The 17347-nt window shown below is 69.7% G+C and carries 15 protein-coding genes and 1 tRNA gene; 10 read left to right on the forward strand and 6 right to left on the reverse strand.

The annotated features are described in order from the left end of the window. Positions 1–356: 356 nt before the first annotated feature. The 3 genes from FB475_RS36195 to FB475_RS36205 form a co-directional block, all read right to left on the reverse strand. Positions 357–429, reverse strand: a tRNA-Val gene (locus FB475_RS36195). A gap of 33 nt (positions 430–462) precedes the next feature. Further along, positions 463–933 (reverse strand): peroxiredoxin, encoded by a 471-nt coding sequence (locus tag FB475_RS36200; RefSeq protein ID WP_141862958.1) that lies wholly within the window; start codon positions 931–933, stop codon positions 463–465. Then, positions 930–1373: a DUF3052 domain-containing protein gene (locus FB475_RS36205; protein WP_141862960.1), complete on the reverse strand. Its 444-nt coding sequence runs from the start codon at positions 1371–1373 to the stop codon at positions 930–932. The genes FB475_RS36200 and FB475_RS36205 overlap by 4 nt, the downstream gene beginning before the upstream one ends. Before the next feature lie 277 nt (positions 1374–1650). On the opposite strand from FB475_RS36205, the gene aceE reads away from it, so the two are divergent. From aceE to FB475_RS36220, 3 genes are all read left to right on the forward strand, one after another. Next, complete coding sequence (aceE, locus tag FB475_RS36210) at positions 1651–4419, forward strand: pyruvate dehydrogenase (acetyl-transferring), homodimeric type (protein ID WP_141862962.1); 2769 nt, start codon at positions 1651–1653, stop codon at positions 4417–4419. 138 nt (positions 4420–4557) lie between these two features. After that, positions 4558–5643 carry a flavin-containing monooxygenase gene (locus FB475_RS36215; protein WP_141862964.1) on the forward strand — a complete coding sequence of 362 codons (1086 nt, stop codon included), beginning with the start codon at positions 4558–4560 and terminating at the stop codon, positions 5641–5643. A 33-nt stretch (positions 5644–5676) separates the two neighbouring features. Continuing rightward, positions 5677–7317, forward strand: a complete 1641-nt coding sequence (locus tag FB475_RS36220; protein ID WP_141862965.1) for a helix-turn-helix transcriptional regulator — start codon at positions 5677–5679, stop codon at positions 7315–7317. On the opposite strand, the gene FB475_RS36225 is transcribed toward FB475_RS36220, so the two are convergent. Continuing rightward, entirely contained in the window at positions 7302–8807 is a 1506-nt protein-coding gene (locus FB475_RS36225) for an FAD-dependent monooxygenase (protein WP_141862967.1), read from the reverse strand. The two genes, FB475_RS36220 and FB475_RS36225, sit on opposite strands and share 16 nt — an antisense overlap. Positions 8808–8857: 50 nt before the next feature. Here FB475_RS36225 and FB475_RS36230 point away from each other — a divergent pair, with 50 nt between their 5' ends. Continuing rightward, entirely contained in the window at positions 8858–9499 is a 642-nt protein-coding gene (locus FB475_RS36230; RefSeq protein ID WP_141862969.1) for a TetR family transcriptional regulator, read from the forward strand. Between the two features lie 34 nt (positions 9500–9533). Then, complete coding sequence (locus FB475_RS36235) at positions 9534–10058, forward strand: hypothetical protein (protein WP_238332655.1); 525 nt, start codon at positions 9534–9536, stop codon at positions 10056–10058. On the opposite strand, the gene FB475_RS36240 is transcribed toward FB475_RS36235, so the two are convergent. Then, positions 10033–11037, reverse strand: coding sequence for a pirin family protein (locus tag FB475_RS36240; protein ID WP_141862971.1), 1005 nt, complete (start codon positions 11035–11037; stop codon positions 10033–10035). The two genes, FB475_RS36235 and FB475_RS36240, sit on opposite strands and share 26 nt — an antisense overlap. Beyond that, on the reverse strand, positions 11034–12077 hold the full coding sequence (locus FB475_RS36245) for a PHP domain-containing protein (RefSeq protein ID WP_238332656.1): 1044 nt from the start codon (positions 12075–12077) through the stop codon (positions 11034–11036). Before FB475_RS36245 ends, FB475_RS36240 begins: the two co-directional genes overlap by 4 nt. Positions 12078–12182: 105 nt before the next feature. Here FB475_RS36245 and FB475_RS36250 point away from each other — a divergent pair, with 105 nt between their 5' ends. From FB475_RS36250 to FB475_RS36270, 5 genes are all read left to right on the forward strand, one after another. Continuing rightward, positions 12183–13397, forward strand: coding sequence for a PucR family transcriptional regulator (locus tag FB475_RS36250; RefSeq protein ID WP_238332657.1), 1215 nt, complete (start codon positions 12183–12185; stop codon positions 13395–13397). 79 nt (positions 13398–13476) lie between these two features. Beyond that, positions 13477–14670, forward strand: a complete 1194-nt coding sequence (locus FB475_RS36255; protein ID WP_141862975.1) for an acyltransferase domain-containing protein — start codon at positions 13477–13479, stop codon at positions 14668–14670. Then, positions 14667–15656: a beta-ketoacyl-ACP synthase III gene (locus FB475_RS36260; protein ID WP_141862977.1), complete on the forward strand. Its 990-nt coding sequence runs from the start codon at positions 14667–14669 to the stop codon at positions 15654–15656. The genes FB475_RS36255 and FB475_RS36260 overlap by 4 nt, the downstream gene beginning before the upstream one ends. 89 nt (positions 15657–15745) lie before the next feature. Further along, complete coding sequence (locus tag FB475_RS36265) at positions 15746–15994, forward strand: acyl carrier protein (RefSeq protein WP_130380551.1); 249 nt, start codon at positions 15746–15748, stop codon at positions 15992–15994. Positions 15995–16109: 115 nt separating this feature from the next. Continuing rightward, positions 16110–17345 (forward strand): beta-ketoacyl-[acyl-carrier-protein] synthase family protein, encoded by a 1236-nt coding sequence (locus FB475_RS36270; RefSeq protein ID WP_141862979.1) that lies wholly within the window; start codon positions 16110–16112, stop codon positions 17343–17345. Positions 17346–17347 lie beyond the last annotated feature (2 nt).

The following is a 17347-nucleotide window of genomic DNA, read 5'->3' on the forward strand; positions in this document are numbered from 1 at the left end:
CGACCCACGGACACGTGCCTCCCCAACTGGACGGAGCGGGTCCGGGCAGACCCGCCTCACTTCTCACCGACTGCAGCCCCGTGTTCCAGCAGCCGGAACAGATGCCACGCCCGGGTACACCCGGTGCGTCATCGCGCCGACCGACAGCCGTGAACCCTACCAGCCGCGACCCGCCCTGGAGGAGTCCGTTCTCAGCACCCGATGGTTAAGAATCCTGCGACCGTCGACACCGTTCCAACGAGTGACGGCAGCTTCCGATACGCCCCGCACGAAAGCCGTACACCGGCCACACGGCGTAAACCTGCCAAGGGTCTACACACCGGTACTTGAACGCCCGGTGGGTTCAACAGATCGGGTGGGCGAAGAGGGACTCGAACCCCCGACATCTTCCTTGTAAGGGAAGCGCTCTACCAACTGAGCTATCCGCCCGGATCGAACGACCGGAGGAGTCTACCTGAGGTTTCACCCCAGCTTCGCCAGGGCCTCGGCATAGTCGTCGAGGTTCCTGGCCTCGGGCAGCGGGTTCACGACGGACCAGCGCACGATCCCGGCGCGGTCGATCACGAAGGTGCCACGGACCGCGCAGCCGCGATCCGCATCGAAGACGCCGTACGCCGAAGCGATGGCGCCGTGCGGCCAGAAATCGGTCAGCAGGCCGAAGGGCAACTGCTGCGCGTCCGCGTAGGCGCGCAAGGTGAACATCGGGTCGCACGAGACGGCCAGGAACTCCGCCGCCGCGAGCAGCGAAGGGCGGTCCCGGAGCGCGGTCAGCTCACTCGTACAGACCTGGCTGAACGCGTACGGGTAGAACACCAGTACGACGTCCCGCCGGCCGGCGTAGTCGCTCAGCCGGACGGGTTCGCCGTACTGGTTCTGGGTCTGGAAGTCGGGCGCCCGGCTGCCGGCAGCCGGGCCGGCAGCTGGGACGGTCACCCGCGGCGACCGGACTTCGGGACCACCAGCTTGGTCGCGGACCAGTCGTCGGTCACGCTCAGCGTGCTCGTCGTGGCCAGGCCGGCCACCGGGGCGGCCTCGGCGATGTCACTGGTCTCGACGTAGCCGTCGCGGCCGACCTTCGGAGTCATCAGCCAGACCACTCCACCGGCCTTCAGATCGGTCAGGATGTCGAAGAACGCGTCGACCAGGTCGCCGTCGTCCTCGCGGAACCAGAGCAGGACCGCGTCCACGACCTCGTCGGTGTCGTCACCGACGAAATCCTCACCGGTGACCTCCCGGATGGCGTCACGCAGGTCGTCGTCGCAGTCGTCGTCGTACCCGATCTCCTGCACTACCCAACCGGCCTCCAGGCCGAGTCGGGAGGCCATGTTCGGGCCGCCGCTCTTGCCGTCCGCGTGATCCGCGGTCGCGCTCACGTGTCCTCCTCCGTGGTCCCCGCTTGCCCGGGGATAGGTGTCATAGCTCTACTACTAGCGATACAGCTAGCGGTAGTCCATCGTGACGTACCGCGTCGCGCAAGTATGCACCAGGGTTCCGTGACGTGTCCGGTATCCGCGTGGCGGGTACCAGGCGTGTCCGCTCAGATCACGCCTGACCAGCCGGAAACCGGCCGGAACGGAAGGCGAAGTAGAACGCATTCCGAACAGGTGACAGGATTGCGGTGAAGACAACCAGAGAGAACGGCAGGACACCGTGGCTTCCGGACACGAACCACCAGCCATCATCACCGAGGGGATGCCCACCCAGCTCCCCGACATCGACCCCGACGAGACGCGTGAATGGGTCGAATCGCTCGACGCCGTCCTGGACGAACGGGGCAAGGCGCGAGCGCGCTTCCTGATGCTCAAGCTGATCGAGCGGGCCCGGGAGCGACAGGTCGGGGTGCCCGCACTGCGGAGCACCGACTACATCAACTCGATCCCGCCCGAGAAGGAGCCCTGGTTCCCCGGCGACGAGCACATCGAGCGCCGGATCCGCGCCTTCATCCGGTGGAACGCCGCGGTGATGGTGAGCAAGGCGAACCGCAAGGGCCTGGAGGTCGGCGGTCACATCGCCACCTACCAGTCGGCCGCGAGCCTGTACGAGGTCGGTTTCAACCACTTCTTCCGGGGCAAGGACCACCCGGGCGGCGGCGACCAGATCTTCATCCAGGGCCACGCCTCCCCCGGTATGTACGCGCGCGCCTTCCTCGAGGGCCGGCTGAGCGCGGACCAGCTGGACGGTTTCCGCCAGGAGGTCTCCCGCGGCCCGCACAAGGGCCTCTCGTCGTACCCGCACCCGCGGCTGATGCCGGAGTTCTGGGAGTTCCCGACGGTCTCGATGGGTCTGGCCGCGCTGAACTCGATCTACCAGGCGCGCTTCAACCGGTACCTGCACAACCGCGGCATCAAGGACACCAGCCAGCAGCACGTCTGGGCTTTCCTCGGTGACGGCGAGATGGGCGAGCCGGAGTCGCTCGGCGCGATCGGCCTGGCCGCGCGCGAGGAGCTGGACAACCTCACCTTCGTGATCAACTGCAACCTGCAGCAGCTGGACGGACCGGTCCGCGGCAACGGCAAGGTCATCCAGGAGCTGGAGGCGTTCTTCCGCGGCGCGGGCTGGAACGTGATCAAGGTGATCTGGGGCCGCGAGTGGGACAACCTGCTGGCCCAGGACCACGACGGCGCACTGGTGAACAAGATGAACACCACGCCGGACGGGCAGTTCCAGACGTACTCCGTCGAGTCCGGTGAGTACATCCGGGAGAACTTCTTCGGCGGCGACCAGCGGCTGCGGCAGATGGTCAGCGGGCTGTCCGACGAGGACCTGCGCAAGCTGCCCCGCGGCGGTCACGACTACCGCAAGGTGTACGCCGCGTTCAAGAGCGCGACCGAGCACGTCGGCCAGCCGACCGTGATCCTCGCCCAGACCATCAAGGGCTGGACGATCGAGGCGCTGGAGGGCCGCAACGCCACCCACCAGATGAAGAAGCTGACGTCGGACGACCTGAAGGCGTTCCGCGACCGGCTGTACCTGCCGATCGAGGACAAGGACCTCGAGGACGCGTACAACCCGCCGTACTTCCACCCCGGCACCGACTCGCCGGAGTACCAGTACATGATGGAGCGCCGCAAGCAGCTCGGCGGTTCGCTGCCGGAGCGCCGGGTGCAGCCGAAGAAGCTGCAACTGCCCGGCGACGACGTGTACAAGCCGCTGTCGAAGGGCTCGCACGCGCCGGTCGCGACCACGATGGCGCTGGTCCGGCTGTTCCGGGACCTGATGAAGGACCCCGAGATCGGCCACCGGATCGTCCCGATCGCGCCGGACGAGTACCGCACCTTCGGTATGGACTCGATGTTCCCGACCGCGAAGATCTACTCGCCGCACGGCCAGAACTACGACGCCGTCGACCGCAACCTGCTGCTGTCGTGGAAGGAGTCCACGGCCGGTCAGCTGCTGCACGAGGGCATCAGCGAGGCCGGCGCGATGGGCTCGGTGCTCGCCGCGAGTACGGCGTACGCCACGCACGGTGAGCCGATGATCCCGTTCTACATCTTCTACTCGATGTTCGGGTTCCAGCGCACCGGCGACTGGATGTGGGCGCTCGGCGACCAGCTCGGCCGGGGCTTCCTGATCGGCGCCACCGCCGGTCGTACGACGCTCACCGGCGAGGGACTGCAGCACGCGGACGGACACTCGCCGCTGCTCGCCTCGACCAACCCGGCGGCGGTGCACTACGACCCCGCGTTCGCGTACGAGATCCCGTACATCGTCAAGGACGGTCTGCGCCGGATGTACGGCTACGGGCTCGAGGCGGACAAGCCGTACGGCGAGGACGTGTTCTACTACCTCACCGTCTACAACGAGCCGGTCCCGCAGCCGGCCGAGCCGGAGAACCTCGACGTCGCGGCCCTGCTGAAGGGCATGTACCGGTTCAACACCGGTCAGGTCGCCGACGGTGACGACGCCCCGCGGGCGCAGCTGCTCGCGTCCGGCGTGGGGCTCCCTTGGGTGCTGAAGGCCCAGCAGATCCTCGCCGACGAGTACTCGGTGGCGGCGGACGTCTGGTCCGTCACGTCGTGGAACGAGCTGCGCCGGGATGCGGTCGCCGCGGAGCAGCACAACCTGCTGCACCCGGACGAGCCGGAGCAGGTGCCGTTCGTGACCGAGCAGCTAAAGGACACCAAGGGTCCGGTCGTTGCCGTCAGCGACTTCATGCGCGCGGTCCAGGACCAGATCTCCCGCTGGGTACCGAACGACTACACCTCGCTCGGCACCGACGGGTGGGGCCTGGCCGACACCCGTGCCGCGGCCCGGCGCCACTTCCAGGTGGATGCCGAGTCGATCGTCGTCGCCACCCTGGAGATCCTCGCCAAGCGCGGCGACGTCAAGCCGGAGGTAGCGGCCGAGGCGGCCCGCAAGTACCGGATCGACGACCCGACCGCGGTCGCCGGCGTGAAGCAGGAGGGCGCAGGCGCCTGACGCCAAGCCCCCGGAACGGGCCGCTCACCATTCGGTGAGCGGCCCGTTCGCGTACGAGAAACCTCGTAGTTCACGGCGCAGCCGAGTTGGGTATTCCGTCCGACGCGGTGGCAGGTCCTGGATTCCTACCGTCGGGGCATGAACACCATCATCATCGGCGCGGGACAGGCCGGGCTCGCCACCGGTTACCACCTACAGCGGCTCGGTGAGCCGTTCACGATCCTCGACGGCAACGCGCGGCTGGGTGACCAGTGGCGGTCGCACTGGGACAGCCTGCGGTTGTACTCGCCGGCGAAGTACGACGGGCTGCCCGGCCTCCCGTTCCCGGGTGAACCGTGGCACTACCCGAGCAAGGACGAGGTCGCCGACTACCTCACGTCGTACGCCGCGCACTTCCGGCTGCCGATCCGGCACAACGCCCGGGTCGACCGGCTGGAGCGGCTCGACGACCAGTGGGTCGTCACGGTCGGCGGCGATCGGCTGATCGCCGACAATGTCGTCGTCGCCACCGGGACCTTCGGCCGTACGCCGTACCTCCCGGACTTCGCTGTCGACCTGGATCCGGCGATCCGGCAGCTGCACTCTTCGGAGTACCAGCGGCCGGGCCAGCTCAAGGACGGGCCGGTACTGGTGGTCGGCGGGTCGCACTCGGGTACGGACATCGCGTACGAGGTCGCGCAGACCCATCCGACGATCCTGTGCGGGCGTGATCCGGGGCAGGTGCCGTTCACTCCGGGGAAGCCGAGTCAGGCGTTCTTCTGGCCGGTGATGTTGTTCGCGTGGCGGCACGTGCTGACGCGGCGGACACCGATGGGGCGCAAGGCCATGGGCCACATCCGGCATCACGGTGGTCCGATGATCCGGGTCAAGCGCGCCGACCTGCTCGCGCGAGGGGTCGAGCGGGTGCCGGCGCGGGTGACCGGGACGCAGAACGGGCTGCCCATGCTCGCCGACGGGCGGGTCCTGGAGGTCAACAACGTGGTGTGGGCGACCGGGTTCCGGCAGGTGTTCGACTGGATCAAGGTGCCGGTCGCGGGCGCGGACGGATGGCCGCGCGAGTACCGCGGTGTGGCCGAGGGTGCGCCTGGGCTGTTCTTCTGCGGTCTGTCGTTCCAGTACGCGTTCAGTTCGATGGTGCTGCCCGGGGTCGGGCGGGACGCGGCGCACGTCGCCCGCCGGATCGCGGCGCGGGCCCACACCGACCGGAGCCTTGCCGTCGCGTGAAGCGGGGAGGCATGCTCGCGGGTGGGGGTAGCCATGGGGATTGTCGACGATCTACAGCGAGCCCGGGTCGCGTTCGAGCGCCGCGACTGGGCCACCGCCTACGAAACGCTGACAACGGCCGACGCGGAAGCAGCCGGCGGAGCGGGCTTGGGCGCGGACGAGCTGATGACGTTGGGGATGGCGGCGTTCCTGCTCGGTGACATGGATGCGTGCATCCGGGCGTTGCAGAGGGGCTACCGGCAGCGGATCGACAGCGGGGAGGTGCTGGGGGCGGTCCGGTTCGCGTACTGGCTGGCCCGGGTGCACATCGGACGCGGCGAGGGGGCGGTCGGCAGCGGGTGGGCGGCGCGGGCCGAGCGGCTGCTGGCCGACCATCCCGGCGATGTCGTCGAGCGCGGCTACCTGTTGATCTACGACTTCTTCCGCTGCCTGGAACGCGGCAACTTCGCCGGGGCGCTGGCCGTCGGCGAGGAGATCGTCAGCGTGGGACGCCGGCACGGCGACGCCGATCTGGTGGCCCAGGGCCTGGTCTGCAAGGGCCGCATGCTGATCTACTCCGGCCACGTGCCGGAAGGTCTGGCAGCGTTGGACGAGGCGATGGTCGGCGTCGCCGCGGGCGAGCTCTCGACGGTCTTCGCCGGCACCGTTTACTGCGCGATGATCGAAGGGTGCCAGGAGGTTCTCGACTTCGAACGCGTCTCCACCTGGACGGCCGCGCTCACCCGCTGGTGCGACACCCAGCCGGATCTCGTACCCTTCACCGGCCAGTGCGCCGTCCATCGCGGCCAGATCCTCCGGCTGCATGCGGCCTACCCGGAGGCGCTGGCCGAATTCGAGGAGGCCTGCCGGCGATATGCGGCGCTGGGGTCCACCACAGCGGCCGGGCTGGCGATGGGTGAGCGTGGCGATGTCCTGCGGATCCGGGGCGACTACGCGGCAGCGGAGGCGTCGTACGACGAAGCCGCCCGGTACGGGTACGAAGCGCAACCCGGCCGGGCGTTGTTGCTGGTCGCGCGCGGCCGCGTACCGGCTGCGGTTTCCGCCGTCCGCCGGCTACTCGCCGAGACCATGGACCCTGTCCATCGGTCACGGCTGCTGGCCGGGGCGGTCGAGGTGCTGCTCGCCGGTGACGAAGTGCGGGACGCGGAGGAGGTCGCGATCCAGTTGTCGGCCATCTCCGAATCCTTCGGGTGCGCGGGTCTGCGCGCGTCAGCGGCGTACTGCCAGGCGCTGGTCGCGTTGGCGGCCGAGGACCCGCAGCGCGCGTTGCCGGCGGCGCGCGCGGCGGCGCAGCTCTGGGGTGAACTGCGGGCGCCGTACGAGGTGGCCCGCGCGAAGGTGCTGGTCGGGCGGGCGGTCCGGCTGCTCGGCGACGAGGACTCGGCGACGGCCGAACTGACCGCCGCCTGCCGCACGTTCGCCGAGCTCGGCGCTGTTCCCGCGCGGTTCGAGGTCGAGCGGCTGATCGGCCGCGCCACGACCGGCGGACTGACCGGCCGCGAACTCGAGGTCCTGAAACTGGTTGCTGCAGGCAACAGCAATACCGAGATCGCCCGCCGGCTGGTGCTGAGCGACAAGACCGTCGCCCGGCACCTCACCAACATCTTCACGAAGCTGGCGGTACCGTCCCGCACCGCAGCCGCCGCCTACGCCCGCGATCACGACCTGCTCTGACCCAACCACGTCGCCAGCGCTTCATCCAGACCGTTCGTGGAGCCGTCCGAGGCAGCCCAGGCAACGATCCCGTCCGGCCGGATCAGTACGCCGGTCAGCTCACCGCCGTACTTCGTCGTCAGCACCCGCACTCGCCCAGCGGCGGCCTCCCGCATCGCGGGCGAGTCGGCGAGGTCGAGCAGCAGCGACTTGCCGTCGGCCAGGTGTTCGCCGAGCCGCGTACCGTCCGCGAACTCGAAGTCCGGCGCGCTCGTGCCGACCAGTTCGTGGTCGCCCTCGATCGGGTACCGCTGCAGCACGCCGGACAACTTCTTGGCCAGGTACGTCGATCCGCTCGGGGTGGCGAGCAGGTCACCGACGACGCTCCGCAGCGCCGCCGTCCGGGAATCCGTGCCCATCAAGGCGATCTGCGCGCGCGTCCAGTCCAGCACCCACTCGCCGATCGGGTGCCGCTCGGTGGTGTACGTGTCGAGCAGACCGTCGGGCGCGGTGCCGTGGATCGTCGCGGCGAGCTTCCAGCCGAGGTTGACGGCGTCGCCCATCCCGAGATTGAGTCCCTGCCCGCCGAACGGCGAGTGCACATGTGCCGCGTCGCCGGCGAGCAGTACCCGGCCCTTCCGGTACGACGTCACTTGCCGGGCGTTGTCGGTGAAACGGGTCGCCGACACCAGCTTCGTGACGGTGACGTCGACGCCGGAGACCCGGCGCAGGCTGCCCTGGATCTCCTCGGCGGTGATCGGGGCGTCCCGATCCTCCGGCGGACCGTCGAACTCCACGGTGAGGATCCGGCCCGGGACCGGTCCGTGGGCATAGATACCGGTGTCGGTGTAGTGCCAGCTCGGCCTGAGCCTCTCGGCACCTTCGAGTTCGACAATCGCCTGCCGTCCGGTGATCGCAGGCTCCGTGCCCGGAAAGTCGAACCCGGCGAGCTTGCGCACCAGACTGCGCCCGCCATCACACCCCACCAACCACTCGGCCCGAACCTGGTTGTCCGCCGTCGGGCCGAGCTGGACGGTAACGCCGGCATCGTCGGTGGTGAAACCGGTCAGTTCGGCGCCGCGGCGTACCTCGACGCCGAGCTCCGCGGCCCGCGCGCCGAGGATCGCCTCGAGTGCCTGTTGACCGACCACGAAGACCGAGGCGGCCGGCCCGGCGTCGCGGAAGTCCGGATCGCTGAAGTCGATCCCCGCGCAGCCGACCATGATCCCGGCGAAGTGTCCGGCCGGTCGCGGGGCGCTCGGGGCCTTGCCGCCGCGGAACGCCTTCATCTGCTCGAACGCCTGCTGCTGCACCTCCTGCAGCGCCGGCAGCAGTCCCCGGCGGTACAGCGCCTCGGCGGTCGGCAGGTTGATCGAACCCGCCTTGATCGTCGGGTCGATGTCGAGCAGCCGCTCGACGACCAGCACCTCCAGCCCGGCCAGCCGGAGTTCACACGCGAGCATCAGCCCGACCGGCCCGCCGCCGGCGATTACTACGTCTTTGGTCTCCATGGCAGGAATCTTAGACCGAGTACAAAATTTGGTCCAGTACAATTCCGACCATGGCCGAGCAGGGACTGCGCGAACGAAAGAAACAGGCGACCCGGCGGATGATCGCCGACATCGCCACCGGGCTGTTCGTGGTGCGCGGATTCGACGCCGTCACGGTCGCCGAGATCGCCGAGGCAGCCGGCGTCTCGAAGATGACCGTCTTCAACTACTTCCCGCGCAAGGAAGACCTGTACCTGGACCGCCACCTCGACCGTCTCCGCGACCTCGAGGCCGTGGTCCGCGACCGCCCGGCCGGCGAACCGGTCTCGGTCGCGATGCGCCGGCACCAGCACGAACTACTGGCCGCCGGACACCCGCTGTCCGGCGCCATCGAGGGTGTCCGCGGCTTCTGGAGCGTGCTGCACGAGAGCCCCGCACTGATGAGCCGGATGATCGAACAAGAACACGAGATCGCCGAACTGCTCGCCGGGCTACTGACCGAGGAGACCGGCGACGAGTTCCGGTCCCGCTTGATCGGCAGCCTGCTGACCTCGACGATCACCACGATCTGGCACACCGCGGTCGGCCGCATCATCGCGGGCGACGACGTCGAGCAGGTCCGCCGCGATCAGGTCGCCGTCATCGACGACGCGTTCGACGTACTGGAACAGGGAATCGGCCTCCGGAGGGACGGGGTTCACTCCGGCGGGTGAGGCGGCGGGGCTTCCGTACGGCGATGCTCGGAACGTGACTACAACAGAACGTCCCGTCCCGCGCTGGGCCTACGTCCTCGCGCATGCGATCCCGTTTCTGGCCTTGCCGTCGGGGCTGTGGCGGCTCGGGCTGGTGTTCGGTTCGTCGATGGGGATGCTCGACGACGCCGGCGCACCGGCGTACCTCGTCGGTTTCGGGCAGAAGCTGTACGTCGTCAGCCTCACGATCGTCTCCGAGCTGGTCGCGCTGACCGCCCTCGGGTTGGTCAGCCGCTGGGGCGAGGTCGCCCCGCGCCGGCTCCCGCTCATCGGCGGCCGGCGCGTCCACCCGTACGCCGCGATCGTCCCGGCCGTCCTCGGATCGCTGTCCTTGATGGCGATCTGGACGTACGCCTTCCGCGACGCGTACACCGGCCACTTCATCCCGTTCAGCAGCACGCCCTGGAAGGTCCTGATGCTGACGTGCTACAGCCCATTGAACCTCTGGGGACCGGCCTTGCTCGTCGTCACGTGGGCGTACTACCGCAGGCGGGTCAGCGCGACCGCGGTCGCGGTTTGAGCGTGGTCGCGGGCAACGGCGGCGCCGGCAACGGATCGCCGTCGTAGCCGGGGACCATCGGGAAGCGCGGATCGCCGGTGCTGATCGCGGTTTGCCAGGCGTTGCGAGCGGCAACGATCTCTTCGTGGGAGCGGCCAATGAAGTTCCACCACATCACCAGCTCCTCCTCGAACGGTTCGCCGCCGAGCAGCAGGAAGCGGACTCCATTGCCGGACGCAACCAATTCGACCACGTCCCGACCGGCGCCCAGGTAGACCATCTCGCCGAACCCCGGAGACAACGAACCAACCGTCAGCGAGCCGTCGACGACGAGCACGGCGTACTCGTTGGACGACGTGAGCGGGAGCGCCAACGTACGACCGGCCTCGATCGTGATGTCGGCACCGACGAGTGGCGTGTACGCGGGCGCGGGTGAGGTGACGCCGGCGACCGTACCGATCATCACGGTCGCGTGGGCGCCGTCGAACTCCAGCTCCGGGAGATCGGCGTACGCGTTGAAGGCCGGCGGAGTCGTCGTACGAACGCCGTCCGGCAGCGCCACCCACAGTTGGGCGCCGTGCAACATCGGCGGCGCGTCCGGCGTCGAGACCTCGGAGTGTGCGATGCCGTTGCCGGCGGTCATGATGTTCAGCTCGCCCGGGCGGACGAACGCGTGCGAACCGACGCTGTCGCGGTGCTCGATCTCGCCCTCGAAGAGCCAGCTGACGGTCTGCAGGCTGGTGTGCGGATGCGGCGGTACGTGCATACCGCGCTCCCCCGGTACGTCGTACGAATCGACGCGCTGCGTCAGGTCGTCCGGTCCGTAGTGGTCGACGAAGCACCACGCGCCGACCATCCGCCGGTTCTTGTTCGGAAGCAGCCGCCGCACGGTCGTGGACCGCCCCAGCACGACCTCCCGCCCTTCGAGCAGCTCCAGGGTCGGGCCCTCACAGTCCCCGGTCCCGACAACCTCGGCCGGATCCTTCTCGAGATCACTCATGATGCAGTCCAATCCAACAGAACCTGCTGGTCCCAGGTGTTGATGACGCGCTCCGGCGCGACCCCGCAGTCCTCGGCGCGTTCGCAGCCGTAGACCTGCCAGTCGAGTTGTCCCGGCGCGTGCGCGTCGGTGTCGATCGAGAACAGGCAGCCGGTCTCGACCGCCAGCGACAGCAGCCGTTTCGGCGGATCCAGGCGTTCCGGGCGGGAGTTGATCTCGACCGCCGTACCGAACTGGCGGCACGCCTCGAACACGACCTCGGCGTCGAACTCCGACTCCGGCCGGGTGCCGCGGCCGCCGGTGATCAACCGGCCGGTGCAGTGCCCGAGTACGTCGACGTGCGGGTTGGCGATCGCGCGCACCATCCGCTCGGTCATCGGCTCGGACGGCATCCGCAGCTTCGAGTGCACACTGGCCACCACGACGTCCAGCCGGGCCAGGATCTCGGAGTCGCAGTCGAGCGATCCGTCCTCGTTGATGTCCACCTCGATGCCGTTCAGGATCGTGAACCCGTCCAGCTCGTCCTGCAGTTTCTTGTTGAGCTCGGCAACGACCTCGAGCTGTTGCAGGCGGCGCTCGCGGGACAGCCCGCTGGCGACGGTGAGCCGCGCGGAGTGGTCGGTGAGTGCGATGTAGGAGTGCCCGAGGCGGTGCGCCGTACGGGCCATCTCCTCGATCGGGCTGCCGCCGTCGGACCACTCCGAATGCAGGTGCAGATCGGCCTTCAGGTCGGCGCGCAGCCGGTTGCCGGCCGTGGTCAGCTCACCCGCCGCCTCCTCCAGCTTCACCAGGTACGACGGGGTGGCGCCGTCCATCGCCTCGACGATCACCGCCTCGGTCTTCGGGCCGATCCCGGGCAGCTCGGTCAGCGTGCCGGCCCGGCGGCGGGCCCGGACCTCGGCAGCCGGCAGCGCCGCGATCGTGTCCGCCGCCCGCCGGTACGCCTTCACCCGGTGCGTCGGCTGCCGGTCCCGCTCCAGGTAGTACCCGATCGCCCGCAGCGCCGCGATCGCGTCCTCGACGCCCGCCTTGTCCGTCATGCGTTCCATCATCGCAGGGCGGACCCCCGGACCATCACCCTCGAGCCGGCCGGGAACCGCCCCGCAGTAGGCGCCGGATCACCCGACAGGGCCTAAGGTCGAGGCGTGGCGAGAGACGGGCATCGGGCGCGGGCCGACCGGCTGCAGGCGGCGACGGGCGCGCTCGCGACCGCGGCGATGGCGGCGATGGAGGCCAAGCTGCCCTGGTTCGGCCAGTTGTCGGCGCAGGACCGGTCCTGGATCGGGCTGGTCGCGCAGTCCGGGATCTCCGCGTTCGTCGACTGGTTCCGCGACCCGGAGGCGCACTCGTCGATGCCGACCCGGATCTTCGGCTCGGCGCCGCGCGAGTTCACCCGGGTGATCTCGCTGCACCAGACCGTCGACCTGGTCCGGACCACGATCGAGACCATCGAGACCACGATCGGCACGCTGCTGCCGCCGGCCGACGTACCGGTGGTGCACGAGGCGATCCAGCGGTACGCGCGCGAGGTCGCGTTCGCCGCCGCCACCGTGTACGCGCAGGCCGCCGAGATGCGCGGCGCCTGGGACGCCCGGCTCGAGGCGCTGCTGGTCGACTCGGTGATCCGCGGCGAGACCGACGAGTCGGTCCGCTCCCGCGCCTCCGCCCTCGGCTGGACCGGCGCCATCGGTACGGCGGGAGCCGCCGAGGTGGCCGTCGTCGTCGGTCGGGCACCGGCCGCCGAGACGCCCGCTCCCGCCAACAGCGGCTCGAGCGTCGTCGACCTGGTCCGGCACGCCGCGCGCGAGGCGGGTGCTGACGCACTGTGCGCGGTCCAGGGCGACCGGCTGGTGGTGGTACTGGGCGGGAGCAGCAAACCTGTGGAGATCGTACAAAAACTCACCCGCTGGTTCGGCCCCGGTCCGATCGTCGTCGGCCCAGTCGTGAAGGACCTGATGTCCGCCGTCACCTCGGCCCGCGCGGCCGTCGCCGGACTGCGGGCGGTGGCCGCTTGGCCGGGTGCACCGCGACCCGTGTACGCCGACGAACTCCTGCCCGAACGGTCACTCTCCGGAGACGGCCACGCCCGCCGGCAGCTCGCGAACGAGGTCTACGCCCCGCTCACCGCGGGCGACGGCGCGCTGCTCGACACGGTCTCGGCGTACCTGGACTCCGGCGGCTCGATCGAGGCGACGGCCCGTGCGCTGTTCGTGCACGCCAATACCGTCCGGTACCGGCTGAAGCGTGTGGCGGACCTCACGGGCTACAACCCGCTGAATCCCCGCGACAGTTTCACGTTGCGTGTCGCACTGACGTTGGGCCGCCTGCTCAGCCCGGAGCCCGGGAACCCGGTTTTGTAGGATTCCCACAAAACCCGCCCGGGAGATTTCGTGCTCGCGATGCCGCTCCGATCGGGCCCGGCTGAGGGAGAGTGGTCTCGTGCTCGTCATCGTCGCGCCCGGTCAGGGTGCCCAGACTCCAGGATTCCTCGAGCCGTGGCTGGCGGATCCCGTGTTCGAGAGCCGGCTGAACTGGCTCTCCGCGGTCGCCGGTCTCGACCTCGCCCACTACGGCACCCAGGCCGACGCGGACACGATCCGGGACACCGCGATCGCGCAGCCGCTGCTGGTCGCGTCCGGCATGCTGGCCGCGCTGGCGGTGTTCCCGCACCCGGCCGACGCGTTCGCCAAGGTCGGCGCGGTGGCCGGGCACAGCGTCGGTGAGCTCGCCGCCGCGGCCGGCACCGGCGTACTGACCGCCGAGCAGGCGATGGTCCTGGTCCGCGAGCGCGGCAAGGCGATGGCCGCCGCGGCCGCGCTGACCCCGACGTCGATGACCGCGGTGCTGGGTGGCGACCGGGACGAGATCCTGGCCAAGCTCGCCGAACACGGCCTGACCCCGGCCAACGACAACGGCCCCGGCCAGATCGTTGCCGCCGGCACCGTCGACGAGCTGGCCGCGCTGGCCGCCGACCCGCCGGCGAAGGCCCGGCTGATCCCGCTGTCGGTGGCCGGGGCGTTCCACACCCGGCACATGGAGCCCGCGGTGCAGACGCTGGCGAAGTACGCGACCGCGATCAGCACCCACGACCCGCGGACCCGGCTGATCTCGAACCGCGACGGTCACGTCGTCCACGACGGCCGGGACGTGCTGCAGCGGCTCGTCACGCAGGTGAACGCGCCGGTCCGCTGGGACCTGTGCATGCAGACCATGGCCGACCTCGAGGTGACCGGCATCCTGGAGCTGCCCCCGGCGGGCACGCTGACCGGGATCGCACGACGCGCCCTCAAGGGCGTCGAGACATTCGCGCTGAAGACCCCGGATCAGCTCGACGACGCCCGCGCGTTCGTCGAGAAGCATGGCAGCCCGTCGGAGATCGACGCCTCCCCCACCTGGCGCCTGCTGGTCGCCCCGATCAAGGGCACCTTCACCCGGGACGCCGCGGTCCGGCGGGAGTCCGGTGACACCGTCGCGGCCGGAGAGGTCGTGGCCAAGGTCGCGAGCCTCCGCGACGAGGTCGAGGTGACCGCTCCGCACGGTGGCATCGTGGTCGAGTGGCTCGCCGAGGAGGGCGACCCGGTCGCCCCGGGTCAGCCCCTGCTCCGCCTGCACCCCACGGGGAGCGCCTCGTGATCACCGCGTCGAGCGGCGCGCAGTACGCCGGGATCCTCGGGATCGGGTCGTACCGGCCGCGTCGCGTCGTACCGAACTCGGAGATCCTCGAGCAGATCGACTCCAGCGACGAGTGGATCCAGACCCGCTCCGGGATCAAGGAGCGCCGCTGGGCCGGCGATGACGAGACCGTGCTGATGATGTCGGTGAACGCAGCCAAGGACGCGATCGCCGAGTCCGGCATCGACCCGGCCGAGATCGGCTGCGTGATCGTCGCGACCGTCACCCATCTGTACCAGACGCCCGCGATCGCGACCCGGGTGGCGGTCGAGGTGGGTGCCCCGACCGCGGCCGCGTTCGACATCTCGGCGGCCTGCGCGGGCTTCTGCTACGGCGTCGCGATGGCGAACGACCTGGTCCGCGGCGGCAGCGCGAAGTACGTGCTGGCGATCGGCGTCGAGCGGCTCAGCGACATCACCGACCGGACCGACCGCAGTACGGCGTTCATCTTCGCCGACGGCGCCGGGGCTGCGATCGTCGGCCCGGCCGACGAACCGGGGATCGGCCCGGTGGTCTGGGGCTCGGACGGGACGCAGCACCAGGTGATCAGCCAGAAGGAGTCCTGGCAGGAGGTGTTCGGCAGCTTCAACTGGCCGCACCTCACGATGGACGGCAACCCGGTGTTCCGCTGGGCGTCGTACGAGATGGCCAAGACCGCGCAGCAGGCGCTCGACGTGGCCGGCGTGAAGGCCGAGCAGCTCGACGTCTTCGTACCGCACCAGGCGAACATGCGGATCACCGACGCGATGCGCCGGGCGCTCAAGCTGCCCGAGCACGTCAAGGTCGCGCGCGACATCGAGCGGCAGGGCAACACGTCCGCGGCCTCGATCCCGCTCGCGATCACCGCGATGCGCGAGAACGGCGAAGCCAAGAGCGGCGACCTCGCGTTGATCATCGGCTTCGGCGCCGGGCTCGTGTACGCAGCCCAAGTGGTCCGGTTGCCGTAGTCCATAGTTGTCCGGGGCAGCTCAGGTGGCTGCACCGGTAGCCAGCGAAGCTGGTTCTGTCAGCAGAAATCCGAAAGGGAAACCAAGAGATGGCCAGCACCGAAGAGATCCGTTCCAGCCTCGCCGAGATCGTGAACGAGATCGCCGGCATCCCGGTCGAGGACGTCCAGCTGGACAAGTCCTTCACCGACGACCTCGACGTCGACTCGCTCTCCATGGTGGAGGTCGTGGTGGCCGCCGAGGAGAAGTTCGACGTGAAGATCCCCGACGACGAGGTGAAGAACCTGAAGACCGTCGGCGACGCCGTCGCGTTCATCGAGCGCGCCCAGAACGGCTGACGCTTCCGTCACCCGTGCCGGCCCCGGGTGCTCATCGGATCGTTTCCGGTGAGCACCAGCAGTACCCACCCCTCGCTCCCAACCGCACAACGTCCATGTGAAGGATGAGGTAACCATGCCGAAGACCCGAGTCGTCATCACCGGGCTCGGAGCCACGACCCCGCTCGGGGGCGACGTGGCCAGCTCCTGGGAAGGGTTGCTGGCCGGCCGCTCCGGCGCGCGGCGGCTGACCGACGAGTGGGTGCAGAACCTGGCGGTGCAGATCGCCGCACCGGCCGCGGTCGAGCCGACCGAGGTCATCGAGCGGGTCAAGGCCCGCCGGCTGGACCGGACCGCGCAGCTCGCCGTGGTCGCCGCCCGCGAGGCCTGGGCCGACGCCGGCCTGGCCGACTCCGGGCTGGACAAGGAGCGACTCGGCGTCGCGGTGGCCTCCGGGATCGGCGGCCTGCACACCACCCTGGCGAACTACGACGCCCTGCAGTCCAACCCGCGCCGGGTGTCACCGCTCGCGATCCCGATGCTGATGCCGAACTCGTCGGCCGCCTACGTCAGCCTGGAGTTCGGCGCGCAGGCCGGCGTCCACACGCCGGTTTCGGCCTGTGCGTCCGGCAACGAGGCGATCTGGCTCGGCCTGGACCAGATCCGGCTCGGCCGCGCGGACGTGGTGATCGCCGGTGGCGCCGAGGGCGCGATCATGGCGCTGCCGCTGGCCGCGTTCGGGATGATGCAGGCGCTCAGCAAGCGCAACGACGAGCCGGAGAAGGCCTCCCGTCCGTGGGACGTCGACCGCGACGGCTTCCTGCTCGGTGAGGGCGCCGGCATCCTGATCCTCGAGTCGTACGAGCACGCCAAGGCGCGCGGCGCGAAGATCTACGCCGAACTCGCCGGTGCGGGCATCTCCGCCGACGGCCACGACATCGCGCAGCCCGACCCGACCGGTTCGGGTGCCCGGCGGGCGATGCAGCGGGCGCTGTCCGAGGGCGACCTGACCCCGGCGGACATCTTCCACATCAACGCGCACGCCACGTCCACCCCGCAGGGTGACATCGCCGAGTCACTCGCGATCCGGCAGGCGCTCGGCAAGGACGCCGACCACGCGGTCGCGACCGCGCCGAAGTCGATGATCGGTCACCTGCTCGGCGGCGCCGGCGCGGTCGAGTCGATCGCCACCGTGCTGGCCGTGCATCACCGGGTGTCGCCGCCGACCATCAACATCGACAAGCTCGACGACCAGATCGAGCTGGACATCGCGACCGAGCAGCGCAAGCTGCCCGAGGGCGACATCGCCGCGCTGAACAACTCCTTCGGCTTCGGCGGCCACAACGCCGCCATCGCCTTCAAGTCGGTGTAGTT

The organism is Kribbella jejuensis, assembly GCF_006715085.1.
GTDB lineage: Bacteria > Actinomycetota > Actinomycetes > Propionibacteriales > Kribbellaceae > Kribbella > Kribbella jejuensis.

Excerpts from the sequence above, each read along its gene's own strand:
- FB475_RS36215 (WP_141862964.1), top strand. The coding sequence starts at position 4,558 with ATGAACACCATCATCATCGGCGCGGGACAGGCCGGGCTCGCCACCGGT.
- FB475_RS36220 (WP_141862965.1), top strand. The coding sequence starts at position 5,677 with ATGGGGATTGTCGACGATCTACAGCGAGCCCGGGTCGCGTTCGAGCGC.
- FB475_RS36225 (WP_141862967.1), bottom strand. The coding sequence starts at position 8,807 with ATGGAGACCAAAGACGTAGTAATCGCCGGCGGCGGGCCGGTCGGGCTG.
- FB475_RS36230 (WP_141862969.1), top strand. The coding sequence starts at position 8,858 with ATGGCCGAGCAGGGACTGCGCGAACGAAAGAAACAGGCGACCCGGCGG.
- FB475_RS36240 (WP_141862971.1), bottom strand. The coding sequence starts at position 11,037 with ATGAGTGATCTCGAGAAGGATCCGGCCGAGGTTGTCGGGACCGGGGAC.
- FB475_RS36245 (WP_238332656.1), bottom strand. The coding sequence starts at position 12,077 with ATGACGGACAAGGCGGGCGTCGAGGACGCGATCGCGGCGCTGCGGGCG.
- FB475_RS36265 (WP_130380551.1), top strand. The coding sequence starts at position 15,746 with ATGGCCAGCACCGAAGAGATCCGTTCCAGCCTCGCCGAGATCGTGAAC.
- FB475_RS36270 (WP_141862979.1), top strand. The coding sequence starts at position 16,110 with ATGCCGAAGACCCGAGTCGTCATCACCGGGCTCGGAGCCACGACCCCG.